The organism is Bacillus cereus group sp. BfR-BA-01524 (assembly GCF_022662595.1).
In the GTDB taxonomy this organism is placed as follows: Bacteria; Bacillota; Bacilli; order Bacillales; family Bacillaceae_G; genus Bacillus_A; species Bacillus_A thuringiensis_S.
Genome location: NZ_JAKUDW010000002.1, coordinates 48,661 through 71,013, shown reverse-complemented (window position 1 = coordinate 71,013; position 22,353 = coordinate 48,661). Strand labels below are relative to the sequence as shown.

Genomic DNA, 22,353 nt, shown 5'->3' with positions numbered 1-22,353 from the left:
AAGGATATCTTAAAGAAGCAAATATGACAATATTTAAAGCATATTTTTTTATAAATAATTGCACTTTCTTCTATATTTTTCATCATTTTCATAAAAAAAATCATCTAAAATGAATTAGATGATCGAAATATATGTTTCAATTAAAATAGTGTAGGAGTTTGCACTACATTGTTAAAAGCGAAATTTGAAGCTAAGCCATTATTCACAAGGTTTACATCTATAACTTGATAAAACGCATTTCCAGTGTCTGCAATTTCCCAAACAGCTAAAATAAGATGGTATCCACTACGGTCAGTTGGTACATTTGCTTCGTGCGTTACTGTTGTCCCCGGTCTAGCTCCACCGTCATTTTTCACATAGAATGGCACTAAATCTAAATCTGATCGCGTTAAAGGTTTATTTGGATTCCAACCTTTTTTCGTAATATAATATTTCCACTCTTTCGTACTATGAGGAGCCGTTAGTTTCCACTTGAATGTATTCGTCCCGCCATTTAACGTAACTTTCTTCCACCTATCTACAGTTTGAACATCTAAAGCGGGAAAGTGACCAGCCCCTGCAATTTGTCCATCAGAAGGTCCTAGTTGCGGAAATCCACCTATCCCTTCTACACTTTGTGGTTCATATTGAATTGGTCCACAATTTACATTTACCCCTTGCTTACATAAATAAGATCGGCTCGCTGGTGATTCTACATATCCATGAGCTGAAGCCTTTTCTGAAAATCCAAATGTTAATAATCCCGTAAGTAATACGCCACCACTTAAAATAACTTTCTTCATCTTTTGTAAACTATTCTTTTTCATTCTTTCATCCCCTTCCGATAATAAAGCGAAAATAACTATAGTTGGCTAGTCATCTTCTCTACATTTATTATAAGACGAGAATCATTACTAAAAGAACCCTCTAAAAACTTTCTCAAATTCATTTAGTGCGTTAAATGGATTATATCAATAAATTTATTTAACACCGCCAGAAAAATATAGACGGTGTTAAAATAGTTTCTTATTATTCAGTATGATAACCTTTTAATCACAATTTATATGCATTTATAATAAAGAACCGTAGCATCTAACTTTCCATTCGGAGAAATTGCATACCCTGGTATTGTTCCAACTTCTTGGTAGTCTAGTGATTTGTACAATTTATTGGAAGGATCTCCTTCTCTAGTATCTAATACTAAAAGAGACCTGTTTTCTTCCTTCGCTCGTTCCTCTGCTTTTTGCATAAGCAATCGTCCAATACCGTTACGTCTAAAGTTTGGATGAGTCATTAATTTGCAAATCTCGGCTCTATGAATTCCGTTTGGCTTTGTAACTAATTGTAATTGAATACTCCCTGCTACTTCGTTGTTTATTTTAGCCACATACAATATCACTTCTGGCGCTAATACTGTTTGCCAATACTTTGTTGCGTCTTTTTGTTCCAGTGGAGGCAAAAAACCAATTGATGCCCCATCATTTACAACCGTTTTCAAAAGTTTCGAAAGTTCTTCCATATCATTTTCTAGTTGCTTAATTTCTTCAATTACTAAATTTCGCATTACTTTTCCCCCTTTTGTTTCATTGTAACAATTTTTAAAGAAGGAATAATGAAATAATAAGATGAATTTATTTAGGATATGATTTTTTTAGTGAAAGGATAACTATATGAAATATATATTAGATAGAACATATGCAAAAGAATTACTCGAATGGGCATATGAACAAAACCCCGGCCCTTGGTTTGGACATTCAATACATGTTGCTCATGCAACTGAAAACATAATTATAGAGCTTATCAAAAAAGGGTATGACCTAGACGCTGACATAGCATATAACGCTGCCCTTTTGCATGATATCGGAAGATACAAAGGTTTTACCAAATCGGTCATTCATTCCTATGATGGTTATATGTATATGAATGATTTAGGATATACAGGAAACGCCATTATTTGTGTGACACACTCATTTCCCTGTAAAAATGAACATATAGATATCGCAGCGGAATGGAATCTCGTTCCTGACCATATGAAAAGCCGCTTAGTTGCAATATTGAATGAACATAGTCACTACGACTTATATAATAAAGTAATTACTCTTTGTGACGCTCTTGCTGACGCAGATGGCTTTACTACGCTGGAAAGAAGATTAATTTCAGTTGGTTTGCGTCATGGTACAACATCTCATACATCTTTACATTGGAAAGGTTTTTATGCAATTAAGCAAGAATTAGAAGTTTTAATCGGTAAGAGTATATACACAGTTCTTCCTGATGTAGAAACATCTATTTATAAAGATATGAAATATTAAAGTGAATACAAACTGAAAACGATAAAATTTGTATGTGTGTTTCTAAAAGACTCTTTCAAAAGTGGAGGGATTTCTTATTAGTAAAATAGGATTTGACTTGATAAACCTTGAGGCGAATTTTGATTTTGGATATGAAGATATAAAAGAGATTTCTATGAGATATAAATTTTCTAACTGTTCACATACAAACGAACCATACTGCGCGGTTAAAAGAGCTATCTCTGACAGAGCTCTTTCTGAAGAAGTAGTAAACAGTTACTATAGAGATTTTCATGAAGCACATTATGTTTCTAAACAGAAAAACAAAAGCTATTGATTATATGAAACAATTGAAGCTTTTTACAAAACCTTAAAATTAAATAAATAGTTGTTATTTCTCATTCTTACTAAATTTGAAATTCTTCCTTTATTGTATAACCATAAATTGAACCCATCCTAGATAATTTTTATACTCAAATTTAATTTCACATAAAAAACGTTTTAAACATAAAGTTTAAAACGTTTTTTTATTCAATGCTTTTGATTTTTCAGTTCTGTTAAACATTCTTGTACTAAAGTTACCGCTTGACTCATCGCAGCTCCGCCAGCAAATGCTGCTGAAACACCACATGCTTCCAGAATCTCTTTATCCGAACATCCTTGATCAAGACAACCTTTTGTATGATAAATTGTACAATACTCATCTTGCGTTGCTAAACTAATTCCTAATGCAATAAGTTGTTTTTCTCTTTTTGTTAAAGTACCCTCTTGAAAACAAGCTTGCGTGAACGCATTATATGTCTCAGCGATTTCAGGAATTTGATTTGTAAAACTACCTATACCTTCTTTATAATGGTGTAGAATATCATTTATCGAACTATGTTGCTCATGTTCCATCTTATTCCCTCCAGTCATTTTATCCATACCTATTGTAGTATGTGATGAAATGAAGGCAATATACCCCTTTGAAATTAAGAATTTTCAGTTAATTTAGGTTATAATTTTAAATTATCATCTACTATAACTTTTTCTCTAGAACTTTTCCTTTCAACCTCTTTACTTCTTTCTTCCCAAAATGTTAATCCTTCAATCCCTACATTTTTAGGATCAAATACTGGATCTTTCCCTTCTTTTTTCTGCGTTTCATAGTCTTTTAACACTTTTAATGCGATTTTACTTAATAATAGAATCGCGATTAAGTTTAACCATGCCATACTACCAATTCCTAAATCTCCAAGATTCCATAAAAGCGACGCTGATTCAACACTACCGATGTAAACCATAATTAAAAATCCAAATTTTAAAACTGGTTTTAACCAGCCATACTTCAATTGACGATCTAAATAAGTAAGTGTTGTTTCAGCGATATAGTAGTAAGCGAGTAACGTTGTAAATGCAAAAAAGAAAATCGCAATTGAAATAAATATTGGACCAAACCCTGTCATCACAGTTTCAACTGCTTGTTGCGTATAAATTGGACCTGCTTCCACATTTCCTATGTTTTTTACAATAGCGCTTTTCCCTTCAGGTATAACATTATACATACCTGTAATTAATATCATAAGAGCTGTCGCTGTACATACGACAATTGTATCGATATATACGGAAAACGCTTGAACTAATCCTTGTTTTGCAGGATGCGATACTTCAGCAGCCGCCGAACTATACGTCGCTTCTCCGACACCAGCAACGTTTGAAAATACAGCGCGTTTGACGCCCCATGCAATAGCTGCACCAACAATTCCACCAAACATTTCATTTACACCAAATGCGCTAGAGAAAATTAAAGCAAACATACTTGGAATATCCGATACATTCGCAATTAATATGATACATGTAACAATTACATAGCCAATTGCCATAAATGGAACAAGCATTTGAGAAACGCCAGCAATTCTCTTTACACCACCAAAAATAATTGCTGCTAGTAACACGACTAAAAATATACCAGTTATATATTTGTTAATACCATTAGAGTTTTCAAATCCAACTGCGATACTACTAGATTGAATACCTGGTAATAACACGCCATATGAAAGTGTTACAACTACCGCTACAATGACTGCAAACCATTTCATTTTTAAACCTTTCTCAATGAAATATGGAGTACCGCCGCGATATTCATTCCCTACTTTACTTTTGTATACTTGAGATAATGTTGATTCAACAAACGCGCTCGCTGCCCCTAACAAAGCCATTACCCACATCCAAAATACAGCTCCAGGCCCGCCGAAAGCGATTGCTGTCGCTACCCCTGCGATATTACCAATTCCAACTCTTCCTGATAAGGCTAAACAAAATGCCTGAAAAGATGATATTCCCGTCTCTGAACTCTTTCCTTCAAATAATAGTTTAATCATCTCTTTAAAATAACGAATTTGCAATAAGCGTGTTGCAATCGTGAAATATACGCCTGCCCCTAATGCAAAAACAACTAAACCGATACTCCACACTTGCCCTACTAACCATTCTACTAAATTCTCCATCCAAATCCCCCTTATCATTCTTTTGAAAAACAATTTTGTATATAAGAAAACGGACAACTATTATCAAACTTTCTAGTTGTCCGCATCTTTCATTATTTCATCCCTCAATTTTTGTCAGTAAAACGCCCTATTACTTTATATTTACCCAAACACTTTTCACTTCTGTATAATTGTCAAGCGCATATGAACCTAATTCGCGGCCAATACCAGATTGTTTGTATCCACCAAATGGTGCAGCTGCATTTTCTAAGTTATAATCATTAATCCACACTGTTCCTGCTTTTAATTTATTTGCCACTTGATGACCCGTTTTGATATTTTGCGTCCATACACCCGCAGCAAGACCATAGGATGAGTTGTTCGCTCGTTCAATTACTTCTTCTGTCGAATCAAATGGAAGTACAACAACAACTGGTCCAAATATTTCTTCCTTAACGATTGTCATATCGTCTGTAACGTCTGTGAATACAGTTGGCTTAACGAAATAACCTTTTTCAAGCGCACGTTCGCCACCAGCCGCAACTGTAGCACCTTCTTTCTTCCCTTGCTCAATGTAATTTAACACATGCTCTTGTTGTTTCTTAGATACGAGTGGACCCATCTCCGTTCCTTTCTCCATACCTGCTCCAAGTTTTACGTTGTTCGCCATTTTCACAAGTGCATCTACTACAGTTTCATAATGTTTACGATGAACAAATACACGTGATCCTGCGCTACAATTTTGACCGTGATTATACATAATACCTTGGAATGCACCATCAATTGCTTCTTCCAAGTCCGCATCTTCTAAAATGATATTTGGTGATTTGCCGCCAAGCTCTAACGTTACATGCTTAATCATTTCTGCAGACTGACGCATAATATACTTTCCTGTAACAGTAGATCCTGTAAAAGCAACTTTATCAATGTCATGATGATTTACAATTGCCGCTCCTGCTTCAGGACCAAAGCCTGGTACAAAGTTTACAACACCGTTTGGAAATCCAGCCTCTTTAAAGAGTTTTGCTGTATATAGTAAGGATAAAGGTGTTTGCTCTGCTGGTTTTAATACGATCGTACAACCTGTCGCCAGTGCAGCTCCCATTTTCCAAGAAGACATAACGAGCGGAAAGTTCCACGGAATAATCTGACCTACAACACCTACAGGTTCATGTCTCGTATAGTTTAAGTAATCTTTTGAAATCGGGATTGTTTGCCCAATAATTTTTGTAGCCCATCCTGCGTAATAACGATAATTTTCTACAGTCGCTGAAATATCATCCTCAAGTGCTACTTGATACGGCTTCCCATTATCTAAAGCTTCTAATTGCGCTAACTCTTCTCTATGTTCTTCAATTAAATCTGCTAATTTATAAATAAGATGCGCTCTTTCAGCAGTAGTCATTTCTGCCCACGGACCAGATTCAAATGCAGATCTTGCTGCTTTTACTGCAGCATCAATATCCTCTTCTTGCGCTTCACATACGACTGCTAGAACATCTTCTGTTGCTGGATTGTACGTTTCAAACGTCTTTCCGCCAATAGCAGAAACAAATTCGCCATTAATAAACATTTTAATTTCTTCATTTAAAAACGCTTCCACTTTTGGTTTCAGCTCAATATTTGTCTTTAACATTATGTTCTCCTCCTTATTTAAACAGCTGCATGAGCTGCAATATTTGATAAAATCGTTTGAAGCTTTTGATCTTCGTTAACAGTTAATCCTAGTCTTGGATAGCGAGAAGGTCCTCCCGCTTGCCCATGTAATTCCATGGAACGTTTAACGATTTGAACATATTTCCCTGACCCTTCAAGAAACTCGCAAAGTGGTAAAATAGCATCGTTTATTTCCCATGCTTTTTCTAATTCACCATTTTGAAAATGCTCATACATTTTTGTAACGAGACCAGGAACGATATTTCCTGCTACTGAAACCCATCCCGAGGCACCAACTAAATATGATTCCATAACTAAATCTTCAGAACCACAGAAGACTTGGAAAGCCCCTTCACTTTGTCTTACTAAATCTCTCGCTTTTCGAATATCTCCGCTAGATTCTTTAATATGTGTAACATTTTCACAATCTTTTCCAATACGGAGCATTAGCTCTGTACTCATATCAACACCAGAAGTAAATGGATTATTGTATAACATAATTGGTATATTTACAGAGTTTGAGATTTCTTTAAAATGAAAATAAATCTCCTCTTCCTTCGGTTTACAATAGTAAGAGTTTATAATTAATGCACAATCCGCTCCGTGTGCTTCTGCATGTTTCGTATATTCAATTGTTTCTTTCGTCGTCTCTGCTGCAGTTCCAACAATGACTGGAATACGGCCATCAATTTCTTTCAACACGGTTTCTACCATTTTAAATCGTTCTTCTTTTGATAAACTTACAAACTCTCCTGTACTTCCATTAATGATGACACCTGCAACCTTTTGTTCGATAAAGTAATTTACATTTTGTTTTACCCCATCCCAATTAATTTCCTGAAATTCATCCATCGGTGTTATTAATACTGGAAATGCCCCTTTAATTTTTTGCATATTTATCTCTCCCTATCACATTTTATTTTAATAAGAAACCTGCCGGAAACGGATCCGTAGGGTCTAATAGAAACGTCTGCATCCCTGTAATAAATCCTCTACTTTCAAAACGGAAAATGTATCCTAGTTCCTCCTTCTTCACTTTTTCCACAGTTATAAAACTATTAAATATACTTTCATTTTTAAAAGGTTGATCCGCCATATAATCATTTTTAAATAATGCATGAACATAGGAAACAATAGTAGAAACAAACCCCGGTGAACGAACAATAAAATTATTTTCATGAAATGTAATCGATTTTATATGGTTTTCCTCTTTATTCAAGGAATCTATTAATATAAGTCTTTTTATAAGTAGTTCCTTTTTTATAGCTTGAAGCGTAGCTTCTCCCCATTTTTTTAATTCAGAAATATTTTCCATACAGATTTCTGGTGAATACGTATCCTTTTCTACTACTGCATATACTTTATCTGCCTGTATGAGAGAGTAAGTGATATTACCACTCTTTAAATTTTCCTCAATCATATAGCATAGTTTGCTTTCAAACGAAACAGATATAACTTCATCATTCTCTACATACGCATGAACTAAAAATATTCCAGATAACGTTTCAATTTTATATTGATTGGACTCTCTCTTTTTTAAATACCCACTTTCGAGTAACATCGTTATTACCGCAACAATGCCCCCATAATGAAGCGGAATCGAACCTTCATGATTAAAAAATAATACAGCTGCATCTACTTCATTATGGATAGATGGAACGACAATACACCCATTCAAACCAATAAAACCACGTGGTTCATTTAATAAAAGCTTCATCTCTTCTGCTAATTCACCTGAAAATTGTTCATTTAATTGCTCCAAACTGTAGTAGTATTTGCATGGTACGTCCTTCATTACACGAAATGCCTCGCCATTTACATGTACGTCTACTGCTGTATACATTTTTTGAATGTTCATTTTATATCCTCCGTTTCATGTTCCATCGGCGGAATTAGCAAAAATCCTTCTTTGAGTGGATCCATTTCATTGTAAAAAAATTTATGCATACCCATAAGCCAAGCTGATCCCGTAATTTTCGTTATGACAGCTTCAATATTTTCAACATGTGTCGTATTCATGACATATCCTTTAAATAAAGAACCAACGATACTCTCATGAATGAACTCTTCACCAATTTTGATTTCTTTCTGAGCGTATAATACAGCTAGCTTCGCAGATGTTCCTGTACCGCATGGGGATCGATCTATTCCGCCTGGTGGTACAACAACTGTATTTTTCACATGCGCACATTCATGAGTAGCATCTGTATAAAATTCAACATGTGTTAATCCTCTTATAAACGAATACTCTGGATGAGTAATTTCAAACTTCTCATTAATTGTGTTTCTTATATGAATCGCCTTATCGATGATTGTAGATGCATTTTCTGGTACTAATTCTAGACCTACTGACTTCGCATCAATAATGGCATAAAAATTCCCTCCATACGCAATATCAGCCTCTACAGTTCCAATGTCTTTGACGTGTACAGTAATATTTTTCAATAAAAAAGCTGGTATGTTACAGAAAGATACCTCTTTTGCTTTTCCATCTTGAACAGCAATATCTACTTCCACTAAGCCAGCCGGGGTATCTAGTTTTAAAGAAGTAATCGGTTCAACTACTGGAATTAAACCTGATTCAACTAACGCTGTACATACACCGATTGTATCGTGACCGCACATCGGTAAGTATCCACCTGTCTCTATGTATATAACACCTATATCAGCCTCAGGATGACACGGGTCTGTTAATAATGCCCCTGACATTACATCATGACCACGCGGTTCATTCATTAACAATTTTCGAATCCAATCATATTCCTTTTTCATATGTAACATCTTCTCTGCCATCGTCTCTCCAATCAACTTTGGAAGTCCGCTAATTAATGTCCTCGTTGGATTCCCGCCCGTATGTGTATCAATAGTCGTAAAGACTCTTTGTGACCTCATCCGTTTAACACCCTTTCTGTAAAACGACTCAAACGAAGTGGTTCAATAGGAATAATTGTCTCTTTTTCATTTAATAACTCTTCAATTACTTTCCCAGTAACTGCTGCAAGACTAATCCCATCCCCTTCATGTCCAGCGGCAATGAAATAATTCGGAATATGTTCCACTCGTGAAATAATCGGCAAATGATCTTCTGTCCACGGACGTAAACCAGCGTAAGAACGAATTACCATCATATCTGCCATTTTCGGATAAAAACGAATCGCTCTATTTGCGATACATTTAATGACTTCATTGTTTATTCTCGTATGAAACCCTACAAATTCACGACTACTTCCAATTAAGAAATTTTGACTTTCAGTAGGCTCAAATACGAGCGCAACCCCGTATTTTTCAGTTAAAGCATCTACTTTTCTTTTTCCGCCAAATTTAGAAATTAAATAACCGAATTCCATTACTTTACGGCATCCTACATGTTGTTGCCTTGATGCTACTATAATATGCCCTTTTCTCGGTTCAATTGGTATATTTACATTTAACATCTGACCAATCTTAGGAGCCCACACACCGGCTGCATTTACAACTTGTTTTGCTGTAAAAGTACCATTCGTAGTTTCTACAACAAATGAACCATTCGTCTCTATTTTCATACTCTTAACTTCGGTCTGCTTAAAGGCTTTTGCGCCAAACTTTTGTGCCTCTGACAGAAGCGAGAAAGCAAGGAGATATGGATTCACAGTTGAATCCGTCGCACATTCTAAACCGCCTAATAAATCATCAGCAAAAAAAGGCGACTCTTCTCTTATATCTTGCCTATCAAGCATTCGAAACGGTAATCCAGCTTCTTTTTGCCGATCTACCCATTGCTGCGCAGCTTCCATCTCTTCGTCTGACTCACATACGAGAATACTTCCTGGTGCCCTATATTCAAATGAATGCTCTAATTTTTCACTTAAATCAGTTACTAATTTTTGACTTACTAAAGACATTTGACTATCAAATCCCGGATCTTTATCAATGGCCAAAATATTCCCATCACACCGTGAAGACGTCCCGCTGACAAATTCTCCTTTTTCAATGATTGTTACGTCTCTTCCGTATTTTGAAGTGTAATAAGCGATAGAACACCCTATTATTCCACCACCTATAATTAAAACGTCGCAGTGCCTCACAATATACTCCTCCTTTCCCTAAACCTCTCACTTTCTTTTATGCAATTGACGTGCCAATTCTTCATATATACAATTTCCATAAACAATATTTTTATTTGTAAAAATAATTCAAATTTATAGTAAATAGGTGTATTATTTTTTTATCACTGTCAAAATTTTTATACATAACGGGAGGGCATTATGGCATTTTCATTTCCGACTATACAAGAGTTTTTGGAACGTGTTTTAATCGATCATACATGTAGCCTTAATCACATTAAGCAAGTAAACGAAAGGTTTTATTATCTCCCTTCTACTACAGAAGAATATAATTGCGCCATTATTTATGTAGATGACTCATTCACTGCATTAATTGACGCTTTTTCTTATGAATTAGCTGTTATCATCCTTAACGAAAACGATGAGCCGATATGCTGTATAACTTCTCAGCAAATGATTCCATTTCTTTATAAGTCCTACAATGAACTACAGGCATTTTATGACACTGTAATAGAAACAACTGACTCTTCTGTTACAGTCATTGATAGTAAAGAATGCGTTCGAACTTGGACAGATGGTGCTGAAAAAATATTTTCAGTCAACCATAATGAAATTATTGGGCAACCGATTACTCGTTTTTTTGATTATAAAGACTTGGAAATTTTACAATCTTTACATGATGGAAAAAGCATAGTCGCTCAGTTCCATCAGCCTCGTCCCGATTTATTCGTATTAATTAATTCAAATCCAGTTTATTGTAATGATGAAATTATAGGAGCAGTCGTTTCAGAAACAGATGTTACAAATCAAGTCGCTTTAAATGAAAAACTATTTAATATGTCACATGAAATGCACCGTTTAGAACAAGAAGTGGCAAAGTATAAAGATGAATCCGATCCATTTCTTGCGATGAATGGAAAAAGTCCTGTTATACAAAGAACAATACAATTAGCTAGAAAAGTTTGTTCGGTGAAATCAACTGTTTTAATACTTGGGGAAAGCGGAGTTGGAAAAGAAGTATTTGCGAAAGCAATTCATGAAGCAAGTGAAGCAGTGAAGGCGCCTTTCATTTCGATTAACTGCGGGGCAATTCCAGAAGCGTTATTTGAAAGTGAATTATTCGGTTACGAGCGTGGGGCGTTTTCTGGAGCTAATAGTAAAGGGAAAAAAGGTAAAATTGAACTCGCACAAGGCGGTACTTTATTCCTCGATGAGATTGGCGAAATGCCGCTCGATATGCAAGTAAAACTGTTACGTGTACTACAAGAACGAAAGTATTACCGAGTTGGCGGAGAAAAAGAAATTAATATTGATTTCCGCATTATCGCTGCTACAAATCGGGATTTACAAGAAGAAATGAGAAAAGGAACTTTCCGAGAAGATTTATATTATCGTTTAAATGTAGTTAGCCTGCATATTCCACCGCTGCGTGAAAGACGAGAGGATATTATCGAACTCACATACTCATTCTTAAACGATTTTTCAATCAACTATAACAGACCAATTCGTGACTTACCTTCAAGCATTATGCATGAACTGCTTCATTACAATTGGCCAGGTAATATTCGCGAACTTCGAAACGTTGTTGAACGACTTGTGGTATTTGCGACAGACGGAATTATAAAACAAGAATATTTACCATTTCATACAACCGAAAATTTAGACAATCATACAGCTCATTCCCTATTACTCAGCAACAATAATACAATCCTTTCTTTACAAGAAGAGATGGATGAGCATGAGAAAAAAGTTATTGAAAGGGCTTTACGAATTTTAAATGGCAATAAATTAGAATGTGCAAAACAACTTGGCGTAACAAGGGCTACTTTATATAACCGTTTAAAAAAACTTGGACTTCAATAAAGAAGCAGTATGCACCGATTAGGCGTTTACAGGTAGCTCTCTCTCCCTCCTCTATATTGGCATGATTTTTGCATATATAATTTGTGCAAACCGAACTAGAGGAGGAATACATATGACAAATAAAAACAACTTAATCGTTTGTCGTTGTGAAGAGGTTACATACGGACAACTTCAATCGACAATTGCTGAATATAACTGCTCGGCAAGAGAATTAAAACTAAGAACACGTGCTGGCATGGGATTTTGCGGTGGTCGTACATGCAGAATAATGTTAGATCGAATGATTGAAAATGCGAAGCCTGGCGTAACTCTTAATGAACTACCGTTAAAATATCAACCACCAATACGTGCAGTTACTTTTGGATCGGTAGGTGAAAGTAAATGAGTAGAATTACACATCACCCTATTTTAGGTACTTTACAAAGTAGTGAGCGTATTACTTTTCAATTTAACGGTCATCAATACGAAGCATATGAACATGAAACGATAGCTGCTGCCCTGTTAGCAAATGAAATACGGACATTAAGAGTTCATGAAGATAGCGGGACACCGCGAGGTATTTATTGTAATATCGGGCACTGTTCCGAATGCCGCGTGACAGTAAACAATCAAACAAATGTACGCGCATGCTTAACTGTTGTAGAAGAAAACATGGTTGTTGAAAGCGGGAAACAGCATCCGAATATCGTGAGAAAGATGGTGAAAAAACGATGAGTGATGTAATTATTATCGGTGCAGGGCCAGCGGGATTATCTGCTTCTATCTCTTGTGCTCGTTTCGGACTAAAAGTGCTCGTTATTGATGAATTTATGAAGCCGGGCGGGAGATTGTTAGGACAGTTGCATCAAGAGCCTACTGGAGAATGGTGGAACGGAATAGAAGAATCGAAGCGACTTCATGAAGAAGCAGAATCACTTTCAGTACATATCAGGTGCGGTGTGTCGGTCTATAATTTAGATAAAGATGAAAACAATTGGTTTGTACATACTAATATCGGTACGTTAGAAGCGCCGTTCGTACTACTTGCTACTGGTGCTGCGGAATATTCTATTCCCCTTCCAGGCTGGACACTTCCAGGAGTGATGTCAATTGGAGCAGCTCAAGTTATGACAAATGTTCATCGCGTGCAAGTTGGAAAAAAAGGAATCATTATTGGTGCTAACATTTTGTCTTTCGCCATTTTAAGTGAATTGCAATTAGCGGGAATTAAAGTAGATCATATTGTACTCCCTGAAAAAAGCGAGTTAAGTCAAAAAGCTGGTGAACCTGAAGAAGTTTTAAACTCTCTTTTAAATGCAGCACATCTCGCTCCTTCTGCTATTTTACGAATAGGTAGCCACTTTATGAAATATGATTGGATTCGAAAAACTGGATTAACATTCTATCCAAACAGCGGAATGAAAATAAACGGAACGCCACTTCACCTTCGGAAAGCAGCTCTTGAAATTATCGGAACAGATCAAGTTGAAGGTGTACGTATTGCTAATATTGACTCTAAAGGAAATGTTATTAATGGATCAGAGAAAATATATGAAGCAGATTTTGTTTGTATTGCCGGGGGATTATATCCACTTGCCGAACTTGCAGCTGTAGCTGGTTGTCCCTTCCATTACATTTCAGAATTAGGCGGACATGTTCCTCTCCATTCCGAAACAATGGAAACCCCTCTTCCTGGTTTATTTGTAGCTGGCAATATTACAGGCATTGAAAGCGGAAAAATTGCGATGGCGCAAGGAACAGTTGCAGGTCTATCAATTGCTAAATACGCAGGTGAAAAACATGATATAGTCGACCAACAATTATATCACGCCATTCAAAACGTTCACTCTGTTCGTCAAAAAGCTGCAATTCAGTTTAATCCGATGGTAGATATCGGTAGACGAAAGATGAATGAAATTTGGCGTGATTATTCTTCTACATATGCACATACTAAAAAGAGCTGCTGAGATTATTCTCAACAGCTCTTTTCTCTACTCATCCGAGTTATTAAATTTCGCTAATGCGTAAATACCTTCTTCATCATCTAATTCAAGTTGTAATCTCGCTGCGAATGAATTGACATTATATTCTCTGTCAAGCAATAAGCGTAATGCTTCGATTAAGTTTGCTTGAATTAAAATTTGCTGGCGACCATTTACCTCTACTTCCGCAGAGAAACCGTAGTCATCGTCATACATGAGTTCAACTAACACTTCTTCTGGACCCACTTGTCTTTTTTCAGCTATATATACGCAAAGCGCATTTATTAATTCTTGTTCAGAAATTTTTATTGTTTCCATGCTACTTCATCTGCCTTCTTCTTACGTTGGTCTTTGAAGTATTTAAATGCACGAACTACTAACATTACGATACCAGCCATTACTAACATATTTACCATAAACGCTAATACAGAACCAAGAGCTCCCATATTTGCAAATAAGCTACCCATTAGTAAACCACCAAGACCACCTAGTAATAAACCTTTCATAAAGCTTCCTTTATTACTTTTTGGTGCTGTGTTTGTTGCTTTCGTTTTTGAATCTGGAGTCATTTTTTGAGAATTTACATTTGAGTCTTTTTTGTTTAAATCAACTTTTGACTTTTGACCTGAACTTGGTGTAAATGATTTTTTACCAGATTTGTAACTTTTCGCTGCTGCATGATCTACGAACATAAAGCTGCTAGCCCCAAAGATAACCATGAATGCTGTCATTACTGCTACAAGTTTTTTCAACATATTATATCCATTCTCCTTTTATATAGATATATGTGAAATCTATCTTTCTAGTAAATTCAGAATGATAGATTTGTTTTTAAGAACATTTTAAAGGTTCTTATGAACTTATTATATGAACTTTTGTCGAAATATGCAAGTATTATTTACTTTCAACAGTTTGGTGACAAAGGAAAAATTAAGCAAAACAGAATTGACTTTAAATGAAACAAAACATATTATAAGTTCATAAGAACTTTTTATTATTTTGGAGGTGAAAAGATGGAAACATTTCATCTCACACGAAACGAAATGGCTACCCTTCTTCTATCACTAAGAGGATGGAATACGAAAAAGCCTCTCGGTATTTTACAAGAAGCTTGGGCAAAGTCACATAAAAAAGATATTGAAAGCGGACAAAGCGTTACAGCTTTTATTACTACCGCACTTTCACCTATTTTTGAAAAGCTGATTAAAATTGACGATACTGATGTCGGTTTTTCTTTAAATGAAATAGTTGCGCTTGGCAATCAGATTGAAAACACAAGTTTCTCTGTAACTGCTATGCAAAACTGGGTGAAACGAGATATAAAAGAAATGATTGGCTCTCCTCAAAAAGGGAAAAAATATTCGATTGAACAAGCAGCCTTACTGTTCATTGTCGAAGATTTAAAAACAGCACTTGATTTTGAATCAATTCGTAAGCTATTACGCCTTATCGTTAATGACCCAGCCGATCGAAGTGATGATTTAATCAATCCTGTTCATTTATATGTAGCATACTCTTCTCTATTTGAAGAACTCAATCAAGGGAATTGCTTACAACTAAATGCAACAGATACAGTTCATACAATTGAAAACATCGTAAAAGAAAAAGCTGATAAAATCGCAAGCAAGTTCGATCAAATTAATAACGAACAACGCGAAGCAATTCGTAACGCTATTATTATTGCGACCCTTTCTGTACATACCGCTTATGTACAAATGTTAGCAAAACGTTACGTAACAGCAACGTTATTTTTACAGAACTTAGATGTGAAGCCTTAAAAAATAGGAGCAGAAATGCTTCTATTTTTTTATAACGGAAACAAGCAAGCATCTGTTCCAAATATACAACAAATGCTTGCTTGATTTATTTAAATTTAAGTTTCATTTCATATAAAGCCGTAGTATTACGCATATCTACAAGTAGTGTCATTTAAGGTTCCATATATCCCTCTAACCCTCATTACATTCAGAATTAACTTTTTTTTACCGTGCTATTTTCTCATTCTTAATTCTATGCATATCATACACTTTCACTTCATTCTCTATATATGATTTTACTTTTTTAAATTCAGCTTTCTCATAACAACGAATTGCCCTTTTGTTATCTTCCCTTACCTGTAATACAACTGCTTGTATATCGGAATCTAAAAACGATTTACTTATGAAATACTTTGTAATTTCTGTTCCAAGTCCTTTTGAATATAAATTCGAAACGCCAATAAGAATAGAGTATTCCATCACATAGGTATCATCATATTTCGTCTTTTTTAATCCGATTCTTCCTATTACTTCATCTCTCACTATTATTACATGATAACTTGCATAAGACCGCGCTAATTTTTTAGTCCAATACTCCCGAAGTTCTTCTATTGTATATCGCTTAAATGGTTTCACATCTGCTATGTTATGTAATTCTTCGTCGTTATACCATTCTAATATAATTGGTAAATCATCCAATTCTAGAAGACGTTCTTCCCAGTTCACATTTCCACCCCATCTATTTTATGTTTTCAAACCAATTTAAAAAGAATATGCATATTCTTTTTTAGGTAATCTCACTATCTGTTGAATAAAAGGGGATTTTTCTACAATATCCTCTAACTGCCCCTCACTATAAACGTAAATACCACCTACATATGAACTGTACGCCTTTTTCTCAGTTATTATCGCTAAATTGTTATTTTCCTTTTTAAAATCACCCTCCACTCCTTTTTGAAATGATAAACTTTTAGTTGGTGAAACATAAAGTTGAATTAAAGATACTATTTCAACATCATCTGATTTTGCAAAGCACTGTATTTCATTTAAAATTATTTCATCTTGTAACGGAAGAAAGTCTTCTACTTCTAACTTCTCTCCTTTATGAAAAAAGTTTTGAAGTTCAGGAGTATAGAACGAAAGATTTTTCTCCTCTATCATTTTAAAAATTGTTTGCAGCAATATGTCTTTTCCTATCACAAACGGGTGGCCAAATCCATTATTGTAAAGCCCTTCTTTCATTTTCATTAATTGTTCGATGAAGGGGATTCCCGATTCTTCAATAACAAGTTTACCGTCAATTAAACGCATGTTAGCAATCAATTCTTCTATCTGTAAACCTTCTAATTCAAGCGATGAGTAATATAAATCTCTATTCCAAAAATCTAATTGATCCATTCCTAATGAATTAAATAAGAGCTCATCTATAATTGGAAAAACTCCATCTTCTGTTAAAACTTTCGTTACATCACCTATTAATCCAGTTGTTTGATTTAAAATCGTACGTATTTCTTCGTCCTCTTGAATGATTCGTACCGTCCACTCACCATGATCTTCACCCGATATTTGCTGAAAACAATGTGAATATGGCCCATGTCCAACATCGTGTAAAAGGGCTACAGTAGATACTAGCTTTCGTTCATATTTCGATAAATGTATGTCACCAATCTCAGTAAGATGTTCTATCACTTTATTTACTAGCACATATACACCTATCGAATGTTCTTCCCTCGTATGTATTGCGTTCTCATGTAAAAGATAAGTATGTCCTTGTTGTTTAATATTCGCCAACCTTTGAAATGCTTTTGTATCTATCAATCGAAGGATATCTCTATCACGAATAAAGATTGGTCCATAAATCGGATCTGTAATATACATACGTTCTCCTCCTATTTTTGTAAATGAAAGACCTATACCATTATACTTAATTTTCAGTCTATTATCATTGATATATGAGAAATTTTTAATAATCGTTTCATTAACCCTTCATGAAAACGCGGCTTATATCCTTTACTATAATACTTATGAGAGACATAAAAGAATTGAAATAGCAATCCCCTATGTAAATAAGATATAATCTACATATAGTGAACCTTTTACATTATTAAATAAAAGGTTCTTATACTCAAAAATTCATAAACTAGAAGGTGCAACAATGTTAAGTAGTTTTATTCATTCAGTATTAACGTTTTTTGAAGGATTAGGTTATTGGGGCATTATGCTTGGACTTATGATTGAGATTATTCCAAGTGAAATAGTCCTTGCTTATGCAGGTTACTTAGTATTCAATGGTAGTATCTCATTTATAGGTGCAGTCGTATTCGGTACAATTGGCGGTGTTATTGCCCAAATCTTTATTTATTGGCTTGGACGATACGGCGGACGCCCCATATTAGAACGTTATGGAAAATATATTTTCATACATAAAAAACAAATAGATGCTGCAGAAGATTGGTTTAATCGTTACGGAACTGGCGTCATTTTTACAGCACGCTTCATTCCAGTAGTACGTCATGCGATTTCAATTCCTGCTGGTATTACAAAAATGCCTTTACTACGTTTTACTACATTAACAGCACTTGCGATTATCCCTTGGTCTATTATTTTCATTTATTTAGGTGAAAAACTAGGCGAAAACTGGGAGAATATAAACGATATTGCTGGTCCGTATGTGAAATCATTTGCAATTGGTGGCGTCGTACTTATACTTTTATACTTCGTTATAAAAAAATGGACAAAAAAGCGCAAAAATCTTGCTTAAGAATATAATAAAAACCGCTATAAATTCATTCGGAATTATAGCGGTTTTTTATTTATATATGAATTAATCTTCAGGAATTATATATCACCTTTCCATCTACATTTACATGGATAAGCAACCATTCGATCATTCTTTTCGTATATTATCTCAAAAAGGAGTGATTCCCCTATGCATTGGCAGCAAAAAATACCATACTTAATCGGACGCCCTATCGGTATTTCCTTCATAAATGGGCAAGGAACTTCTGGCGTATTATGTTCAGCGCATGATGGTCAATTATATGTGTATGAATACCTTTATCAAGCTCAGTTCGCAATGAAACATTATGATTATAGACAGGTTCAAGATATACATGCATTCCCAAATTGCCCTCACCAAAATCCTCTATACTAAAAAAATCGGAACGGCTCATAGCCATTCCGATTTCTATACTTTATTTCTCAGAATAAAATTTCTGCACTGCTTCATCAAAATAAATCCAACCTTTCCAGCCTAAATGAATCGTATCTTTTAAGAAATACTTATCATATTCATGACCAGAGAAATCAACTACTGGATATCCTGCTTTCTCAACCTGTTCTCGAACTTTATTATAATACACTTCACGGCGTTCTTTCGGGAAACCAGTATAATCATACCAAGGCCCATTTACAGGTACAGAAATAAAGAGTGGTTTGACATTTTTCTCTTTAAATAAATCTAAAATAATTTGTAAATCATCATATTCTGGTGATTCATCATATGTTTCATTTGCTCTAAAGTTTTTTAAACCTTTTAGTTTTTTCTTCAGATTATTCTTATGATAATACGGATTTTCAATTCCGAATGTATTTGTAGTAGACTCAGCTTTCCCTTCTTGTTCCGCGTGTTTACGTGCATCTTCCCAAGAAATTGAACGAAGTCCGATATTTGTTTTCTCTTTCATCGGTTCGATTTTAAATAAAGAGTTAAATAAATCTCTATAATCTAAAATATTTCGATGCATATAAGCAAGTGGTTTAGCTAAACCTGCTTTTATGTTATGTTTTGTATCATTATATACAATACCTTCTAATGAATTTTTTAATATATCATCTTCTTGAACAACTTTATAATCTAATAGCCGTTTCGCGATTTGCTTCTTCATTTCTGGATTTATCTCATCATTAAAAATAAAATGATATGCTTGTTGTTTGGAGAAATTATTAGTGAAATCCCCTTGTGAGACACCAGTCTTTGTAAACCATTGTGGTGAAAGAACAAAGACTACTTTTTTACCTTCTAATTCATCCATAGTAGATGTCATATTTAAAATATGAGCTAAGCTTTGTGTACCGCCAGTTCCAATTAAAAACGGTGTAAAACCAGCTGGATTTACTTTGAAATAATTAGACGGATGATATGCATCCATTCGTAAAAATTCTGATGAACCGTACATCGGTAAATACTGTGAATTCTCTAACATTTTTTGCTGTAAGAAAGCACTTTGTAATTTCTCTTTTTGTAAAGAAGTTGCCGCATCTTCTACCTTCTTATCACTAATAAGCGATACTAAACTTTTCGATGGGATTAGAATGATAATGAAAAACAGCACACACGCTAAAATTATAGGACCAAAAGCATGCTTCATTTTCATTTTCTGTCCCTCTTTCTATCGTTATTAACTTGTAACCCTTGTTTTTGACACGCCATCTTTTCTCTCCTTTTTCTCTATACATGTTCCATTCTATTTATCTATTATATACATGTATGTATTTCCTTCCTTGTTCTATTAAGCCCTATATAAATAGCGCCAGAAAATGTTTCCATAGAAACACGTTAATTATACAAGATTCTACATAAATTTCACACTGGAATTTTAGTAATAATTTTATTTTTAAGTCGTGAAAAAACATATGAAATGTCTATATTTCATTCGGAACTGTACAAAAAACAGACTATCACACACGTGAAGTCTGTTTCCCCATTCTTTTATTTTTGTACATCTGCCCATTTTAAACTTGTAGATGGACCAAATTGATGTACATATAAATCTTTCACATATGGTTTTTGTAAGTAAGATAATCCACGCTGGAATACCGGTGCAATTACCGCATCATCAAGTAGCATTTTTTCAGCATCTTGCATTGCTTTCCAGCGAGCCTTTTCATCATTACCTAATTCTGTTTTAATCTTCTTAATTAACGCATCATATTCTGGGTTTGCATATTCTGTATTATTAACACTGCTTCCAGAAAGGAATACTTCTAAGTAAGTCATTGGATCTGGATAATCCGGTAACCAGCGTGATAACGACATTTCATATTCTTTCTTCTTCTCAAGTGCTAATTTTTGCGTATGTGGCTGTAATTTCACATTCACTTTTAATCCAGGTAAATTTTTCTCAAGCTGCTCTTTAATGTACTCTCCGACTTTTTTAAAGTTTTCTAAGTCATAATTTAATAGTTCTAACGTCACTTCATTTGTACCTGTCTCTTGTTTTGCTTTCTCCCAATATTCCTTCGCCTGTTTTACATTCGTCTTATTAAACTCAAGAGCCGTACTTCTAAAATCTTTCTTATCTGGGCCTTTTAAGAATCCTTTTGGTACGTAATAATTTGCAGCAACCGAACCATCATTTAAAAATGAATCCGCAAGTCCTTTCTTATCAAAAACTGTACTTAGCGCAAGCCTTGCATTTTTATTTTTAAGAATCGGTACATTTTCATTAAATCGGAAGAAGTACATAACTGGATCTGTGTATTGTTTTAGCTCTTGATTATTTTTATATTTATCTACGAATTCTGTAGAAATAACAGCTCTATCAACTTTATCTGTTTCATATAAATTTACCGCAGTTGAAATTTCTTTTACAATTTGATAGTTTACTTCATCTAACTTCACTTCTTTTTTATCCCAATATTTATCGTTTTTCTTCATTGTAAAGCTAGCTTCATGCTTCCACTCTGATAATGTAAACGGTCCATTATATACCGCTTTATTTGCTTCTAATCCGTATTTATCACCTTGCTCTTTCGCATATTTTTCGTTAATTGGATAGAAAGATGGTAAAATTAATAATTTCGTAAAATACGGTACAGGATGTTCTAGCTCTACGACGAATGTTTTATCATCTTTCGCTTTTACTCCTAATTCATCTAGACCTAGTTGTTTTTTATTTATCTTCTCAGCGTTTTTCACATCGTACGCAATGTATGCATATTGAGAAGCGGTATCTGGATTAATCAATTGCTTCCAAGTGTATACGTAATCATGAGCAGTTACTGGATCTCCGTTAGACCATTTCGCATCACGCAATTGGAATGTATATGTCTTTCCATCTTTACTCACTTCATATTTTTGTACGCCTGCCTCAATTACTTCATCATTTTTCGATAAACGGAATAGTCCTTCCATTACGTTATTTAAAACGTTAAACGAGACTGCATCTGTTACTTTCCCTGAATTTAACGACGGAATTTCACCTATTTCTAGTAACTGCAATACTTTCTTCTCATCTTTCGGCTTTGTTGCAGTTTTTTCTTTTGCGCAGCCAACTAAAAATGAAGAAGCTAATAGAGTACTAACTAATGAGTAACGAACAATTTTTTTCATTTGA

Annotated in this window: 23 protein-coding genes and 1 pseudogene; 9 read left to right on the top strand and 15 right to left on the bottom strand. The window is 34.7% G+C overall.

Annotated features, from left to right (window positions below; genetic code table 11):
- Window positions 1–140: 140 nt before the first annotated feature.
- Window positions 141–806 carry a lytic polysaccharide monooxygenase gene (locus MR170_RS01225; protein ID WP_016081274.1) on the bottom strand — a complete coding sequence of 222 codons (666 nt, stop codon included), beginning with the start codon at window positions 804–806 and terminating at the stop codon, window positions 141–143.
- Between the two features lie 233 nt (window positions 807–1,039).
- Window positions 1,040–1,543 (bottom strand): GNAT family N-acetyltransferase, encoded by a 504-nt coding sequence (locus MR170_RS01220; RefSeq protein WP_016081273.1) that lies wholly within the window; start codon window positions 1,541–1,543, stop codon window positions 1,040–1,042.
- A gap of 106 nt (window positions 1,544–1,649) precedes the next feature.
- Here MR170_RS01220 and MR170_RS01215 point away from each other — a divergent pair, with 106 nt between their 5' ends.
- Window positions 1,650–2,291 carry an HD domain-containing protein gene (locus tag MR170_RS01215; protein ID WP_242306849.1) on the top strand — a complete coding sequence of 214 codons (642 nt, stop codon included), beginning with the start codon at window positions 1,650–1,652 and terminating at the stop codon, window positions 2,289–2,291.
- A 61-nt stretch (window positions 2,292–2,352) separates the two neighbouring features.
- Window positions 2,353–2,644, top strand: a pseudogene (locus MR170_RS01210) (hypothetical protein).
- Between the two features lie 157 nt (window positions 2,645–2,801).
- Here the strand turns inward: MR170_RS01210 and MR170_RS01205 are convergent.
- The 7 genes from MR170_RS01205 to MR170_RS01175 form a co-directional block, all read right to left on the bottom strand.
- Window positions 2,802–3,194 carry a carboxymuconolactone decarboxylase family protein gene (locus MR170_RS01205; RefSeq protein WP_172452194.1) on the bottom strand — a complete coding sequence of 131 codons (393 nt, stop codon included), beginning with the start codon at window positions 3,192–3,194 and terminating at the stop codon, window positions 2,802–2,804.
- Window positions 3,195–3,265: 71 nt separating this feature from the next.
- Window positions 3,266–4,756, bottom strand: a complete 1,491-nt coding sequence (locus MR170_RS01200) for an alanine/glycine:cation symporter family protein (protein WP_242306847.1) — start codon at window positions 4,754–4,756, stop codon at window positions 3,266–3,268.
- A 130-nt stretch (window positions 4,757–4,886) separates the two neighbouring features.
- Window positions 4,887–6,371 (bottom strand): aldehyde dehydrogenase family protein, encoded by a 1,485-nt coding sequence (locus MR170_RS01195; RefSeq protein WP_242306845.1) that lies wholly within the window; start codon window positions 6,369–6,371, stop codon window positions 4,887–4,889.
- A 17-nt stretch (window positions 6,372–6,388) separates the two neighbouring features.
- Complete coding sequence (dapA, locus tag MR170_RS01190) at window positions 6,389–7,285, bottom strand: 4-hydroxy-tetrahydrodipicolinate synthase (RefSeq protein ID WP_029442558.1); 897 nt, start codon at window positions 7,283–7,285, stop codon at window positions 6,389–6,391.
- A 22-nt stretch (window positions 7,286–7,307) separates the two neighbouring features.
- Window positions 7,308–8,249, bottom strand: a complete 942-nt coding sequence (locus MR170_RS01185) for a proline racemase family protein (protein ID WP_029442559.1) — start codon at window positions 8,247–8,249, stop codon at window positions 7,308–7,310.
- Window positions 8,246–9,283 (bottom strand): proline racemase family protein, encoded by a 1,038-nt coding sequence (locus tag MR170_RS01180; RefSeq protein WP_016081265.1) that lies wholly within the window; start codon window positions 9,281–9,283, stop codon window positions 8,246–8,248. The genes MR170_RS01185 and MR170_RS01180 overlap by 4 nt, the downstream gene beginning before the upstream one ends.
- A complete protein-coding gene (locus MR170_RS01175; protein WP_001215272.1) occupies window positions 9,280–10,455 on the bottom strand; it encodes an NAD(P)/FAD-dependent oxidoreductase in 1,176 nt (391 codons plus the stop codon). The genes MR170_RS01180 and MR170_RS01175 overlap by 4 nt, the downstream gene beginning before the upstream one ends.
- A 180-nt stretch (window positions 10,456–10,635) precedes the next feature.
- On the opposite strand from MR170_RS01175, the gene MR170_RS01170 reads away from it, so the two are divergent.
- The 4 genes from MR170_RS01170 to MR170_RS01155 all read left to right on the top strand — a co-directional run bounded on the left by MR170_RS01170 (window position 10,636) and on the right by MR170_RS01155 (window position 14,243).
- Window positions 10,636–12,297, top strand: a complete 1,662-nt coding sequence (locus tag MR170_RS01170) for a sigma-54 interaction domain-containing protein (protein ID WP_226606829.1) — start codon at window positions 10,636–10,638, stop codon at window positions 12,295–12,297.
- 112 nt (window positions 12,298–12,409) lie between these two features.
- Window positions 12,410–12,682 carry a (2Fe-2S)-binding protein gene (locus MR170_RS01165; protein ID WP_029442562.1) on the top strand — a complete coding sequence of 91 codons (273 nt, stop codon included), beginning with the start codon at window positions 12,410–12,412 and terminating at the stop codon, window positions 12,680–12,682.
- Window positions 12,679–13,011 (top strand): (2Fe-2S)-binding protein, encoded by a 333-nt coding sequence (locus tag MR170_RS01160; protein WP_029442563.1) that lies wholly within the window; start codon window positions 12,679–12,681, stop codon window positions 13,009–13,011. Before MR170_RS01165 ends, MR170_RS01160 begins: the two co-directional genes overlap by 4 nt.
- Window positions 13,008–14,243 (top strand): NAD(P)/FAD-dependent oxidoreductase, encoded by a 1,236-nt coding sequence (locus MR170_RS01155; protein WP_242306843.1) that lies wholly within the window; start codon window positions 13,008–13,010, stop codon window positions 14,241–14,243. The genes MR170_RS01160 and MR170_RS01155 overlap by 4 nt, the downstream gene beginning before the upstream one ends.
- Window positions 14,244–14,267: 24 nt before the next feature.
- Here the strand turns inward: MR170_RS01155 and MR170_RS01150 are convergent, their stop codons facing one another.
- Entirely contained in the window at window positions 14,268–14,576 is a 309-nt protein-coding gene (locus MR170_RS01150) for a YxcD family protein (RefSeq protein WP_000447759.1), read from the bottom strand.
- Window positions 14,564–15,013 (bottom strand): hypothetical protein, encoded by a 450-nt coding sequence (locus tag MR170_RS01145; RefSeq protein WP_242306841.1) that lies wholly within the window; start codon window positions 15,011–15,013, stop codon window positions 14,564–14,566. The genes MR170_RS01150 and MR170_RS01145 overlap by 13 nt, the downstream gene beginning before the upstream one ends.
- A gap of 258 nt (window positions 15,014–15,271) precedes the next feature.
- Here MR170_RS01145 and MR170_RS01140 point away from each other — a divergent pair, with 258 nt between their 5' ends.
- Window positions 15,272–16,036, top strand: coding sequence for a DUF1836 domain-containing protein (locus tag MR170_RS01140; RefSeq protein ID WP_000447231.1), 765 nt, complete (start codon window positions 15,272–15,274; stop codon window positions 16,034–16,036).
- Between the two features lie 204 nt (window positions 16,037–16,240).
- On the opposite strand, the gene MR170_RS01135 is transcribed toward MR170_RS01140, so the two are convergent.
- The gene (locus MR170_RS01135) at window positions 16,241–16,741 is read right to left on the bottom strand and encodes a GNAT family N-acetyltransferase (protein ID WP_242306838.1); all 501 of its coding nucleotides are present in this window, start codon (window positions 16,739–16,741) and stop codon (window positions 16,241–16,243) included.
- Between the two features lie 36 nt (window positions 16,742–16,777).
- On the bottom strand, window positions 16,778–17,893 hold the full coding sequence (locus MR170_RS01130; RefSeq protein WP_016081260.1) for an HD domain-containing protein: 1,116 nt from the start codon (window positions 17,891–17,893) through the stop codon (window positions 16,778–16,780).
- 277 nt (window positions 17,894–18,170) lie between these two features.
- Between MR170_RS01130 and uptA the strand changes: the two genes are divergently transcribed.
- Together uptA and MR170_RS01120 are read left to right on the top strand one after the other, a co-directional pair.
- Window positions 18,171–18,776, top strand: coding sequence for an undecaprenyl phosphate transporter UptA (uptA, locus tag MR170_RS01125; RefSeq protein ID WP_000952913.1), 606 nt, complete (start codon window positions 18,171–18,173; stop codon window positions 18,774–18,776).
- A gap of 168 nt (window positions 18,777–18,944) precedes the next feature.
- On the top strand, window positions 18,945–19,169 hold the full coding sequence (locus tag MR170_RS01120) for a hypothetical protein (RefSeq protein ID WP_000558692.1): 225 nt from the start codon (window positions 18,945–18,947) through the stop codon (window positions 19,167–19,169).
- A 40-nt stretch (window positions 19,170–19,209) separates the two neighbouring features.
- On the opposite strand, the gene dltD is transcribed toward MR170_RS01120, so the two are convergent.
- Both dltD and MR170_RS01110 read right to left on the bottom strand, forming a co-directional pair.
- Entirely contained in the window at window positions 19,210–20,391 is a 1,182-nt protein-coding gene (gene dltD, locus MR170_RS01115; protein ID WP_242306836.1) for a D-alanyl-lipoteichoic acid biosynthesis protein DltD, read from the bottom strand.
- 335 nt (window positions 20,392–20,726) lie between these two features.
- Window positions 20,727–22,349, bottom strand: a complete 1,623-nt coding sequence (locus MR170_RS01110; protein WP_242306834.1) for a peptide ABC transporter substrate-binding protein — start codon at window positions 22,347–22,349, stop codon at window positions 20,727–20,729.
- Window positions 22,350–22,353: the final 4 nt, after the last annotated feature.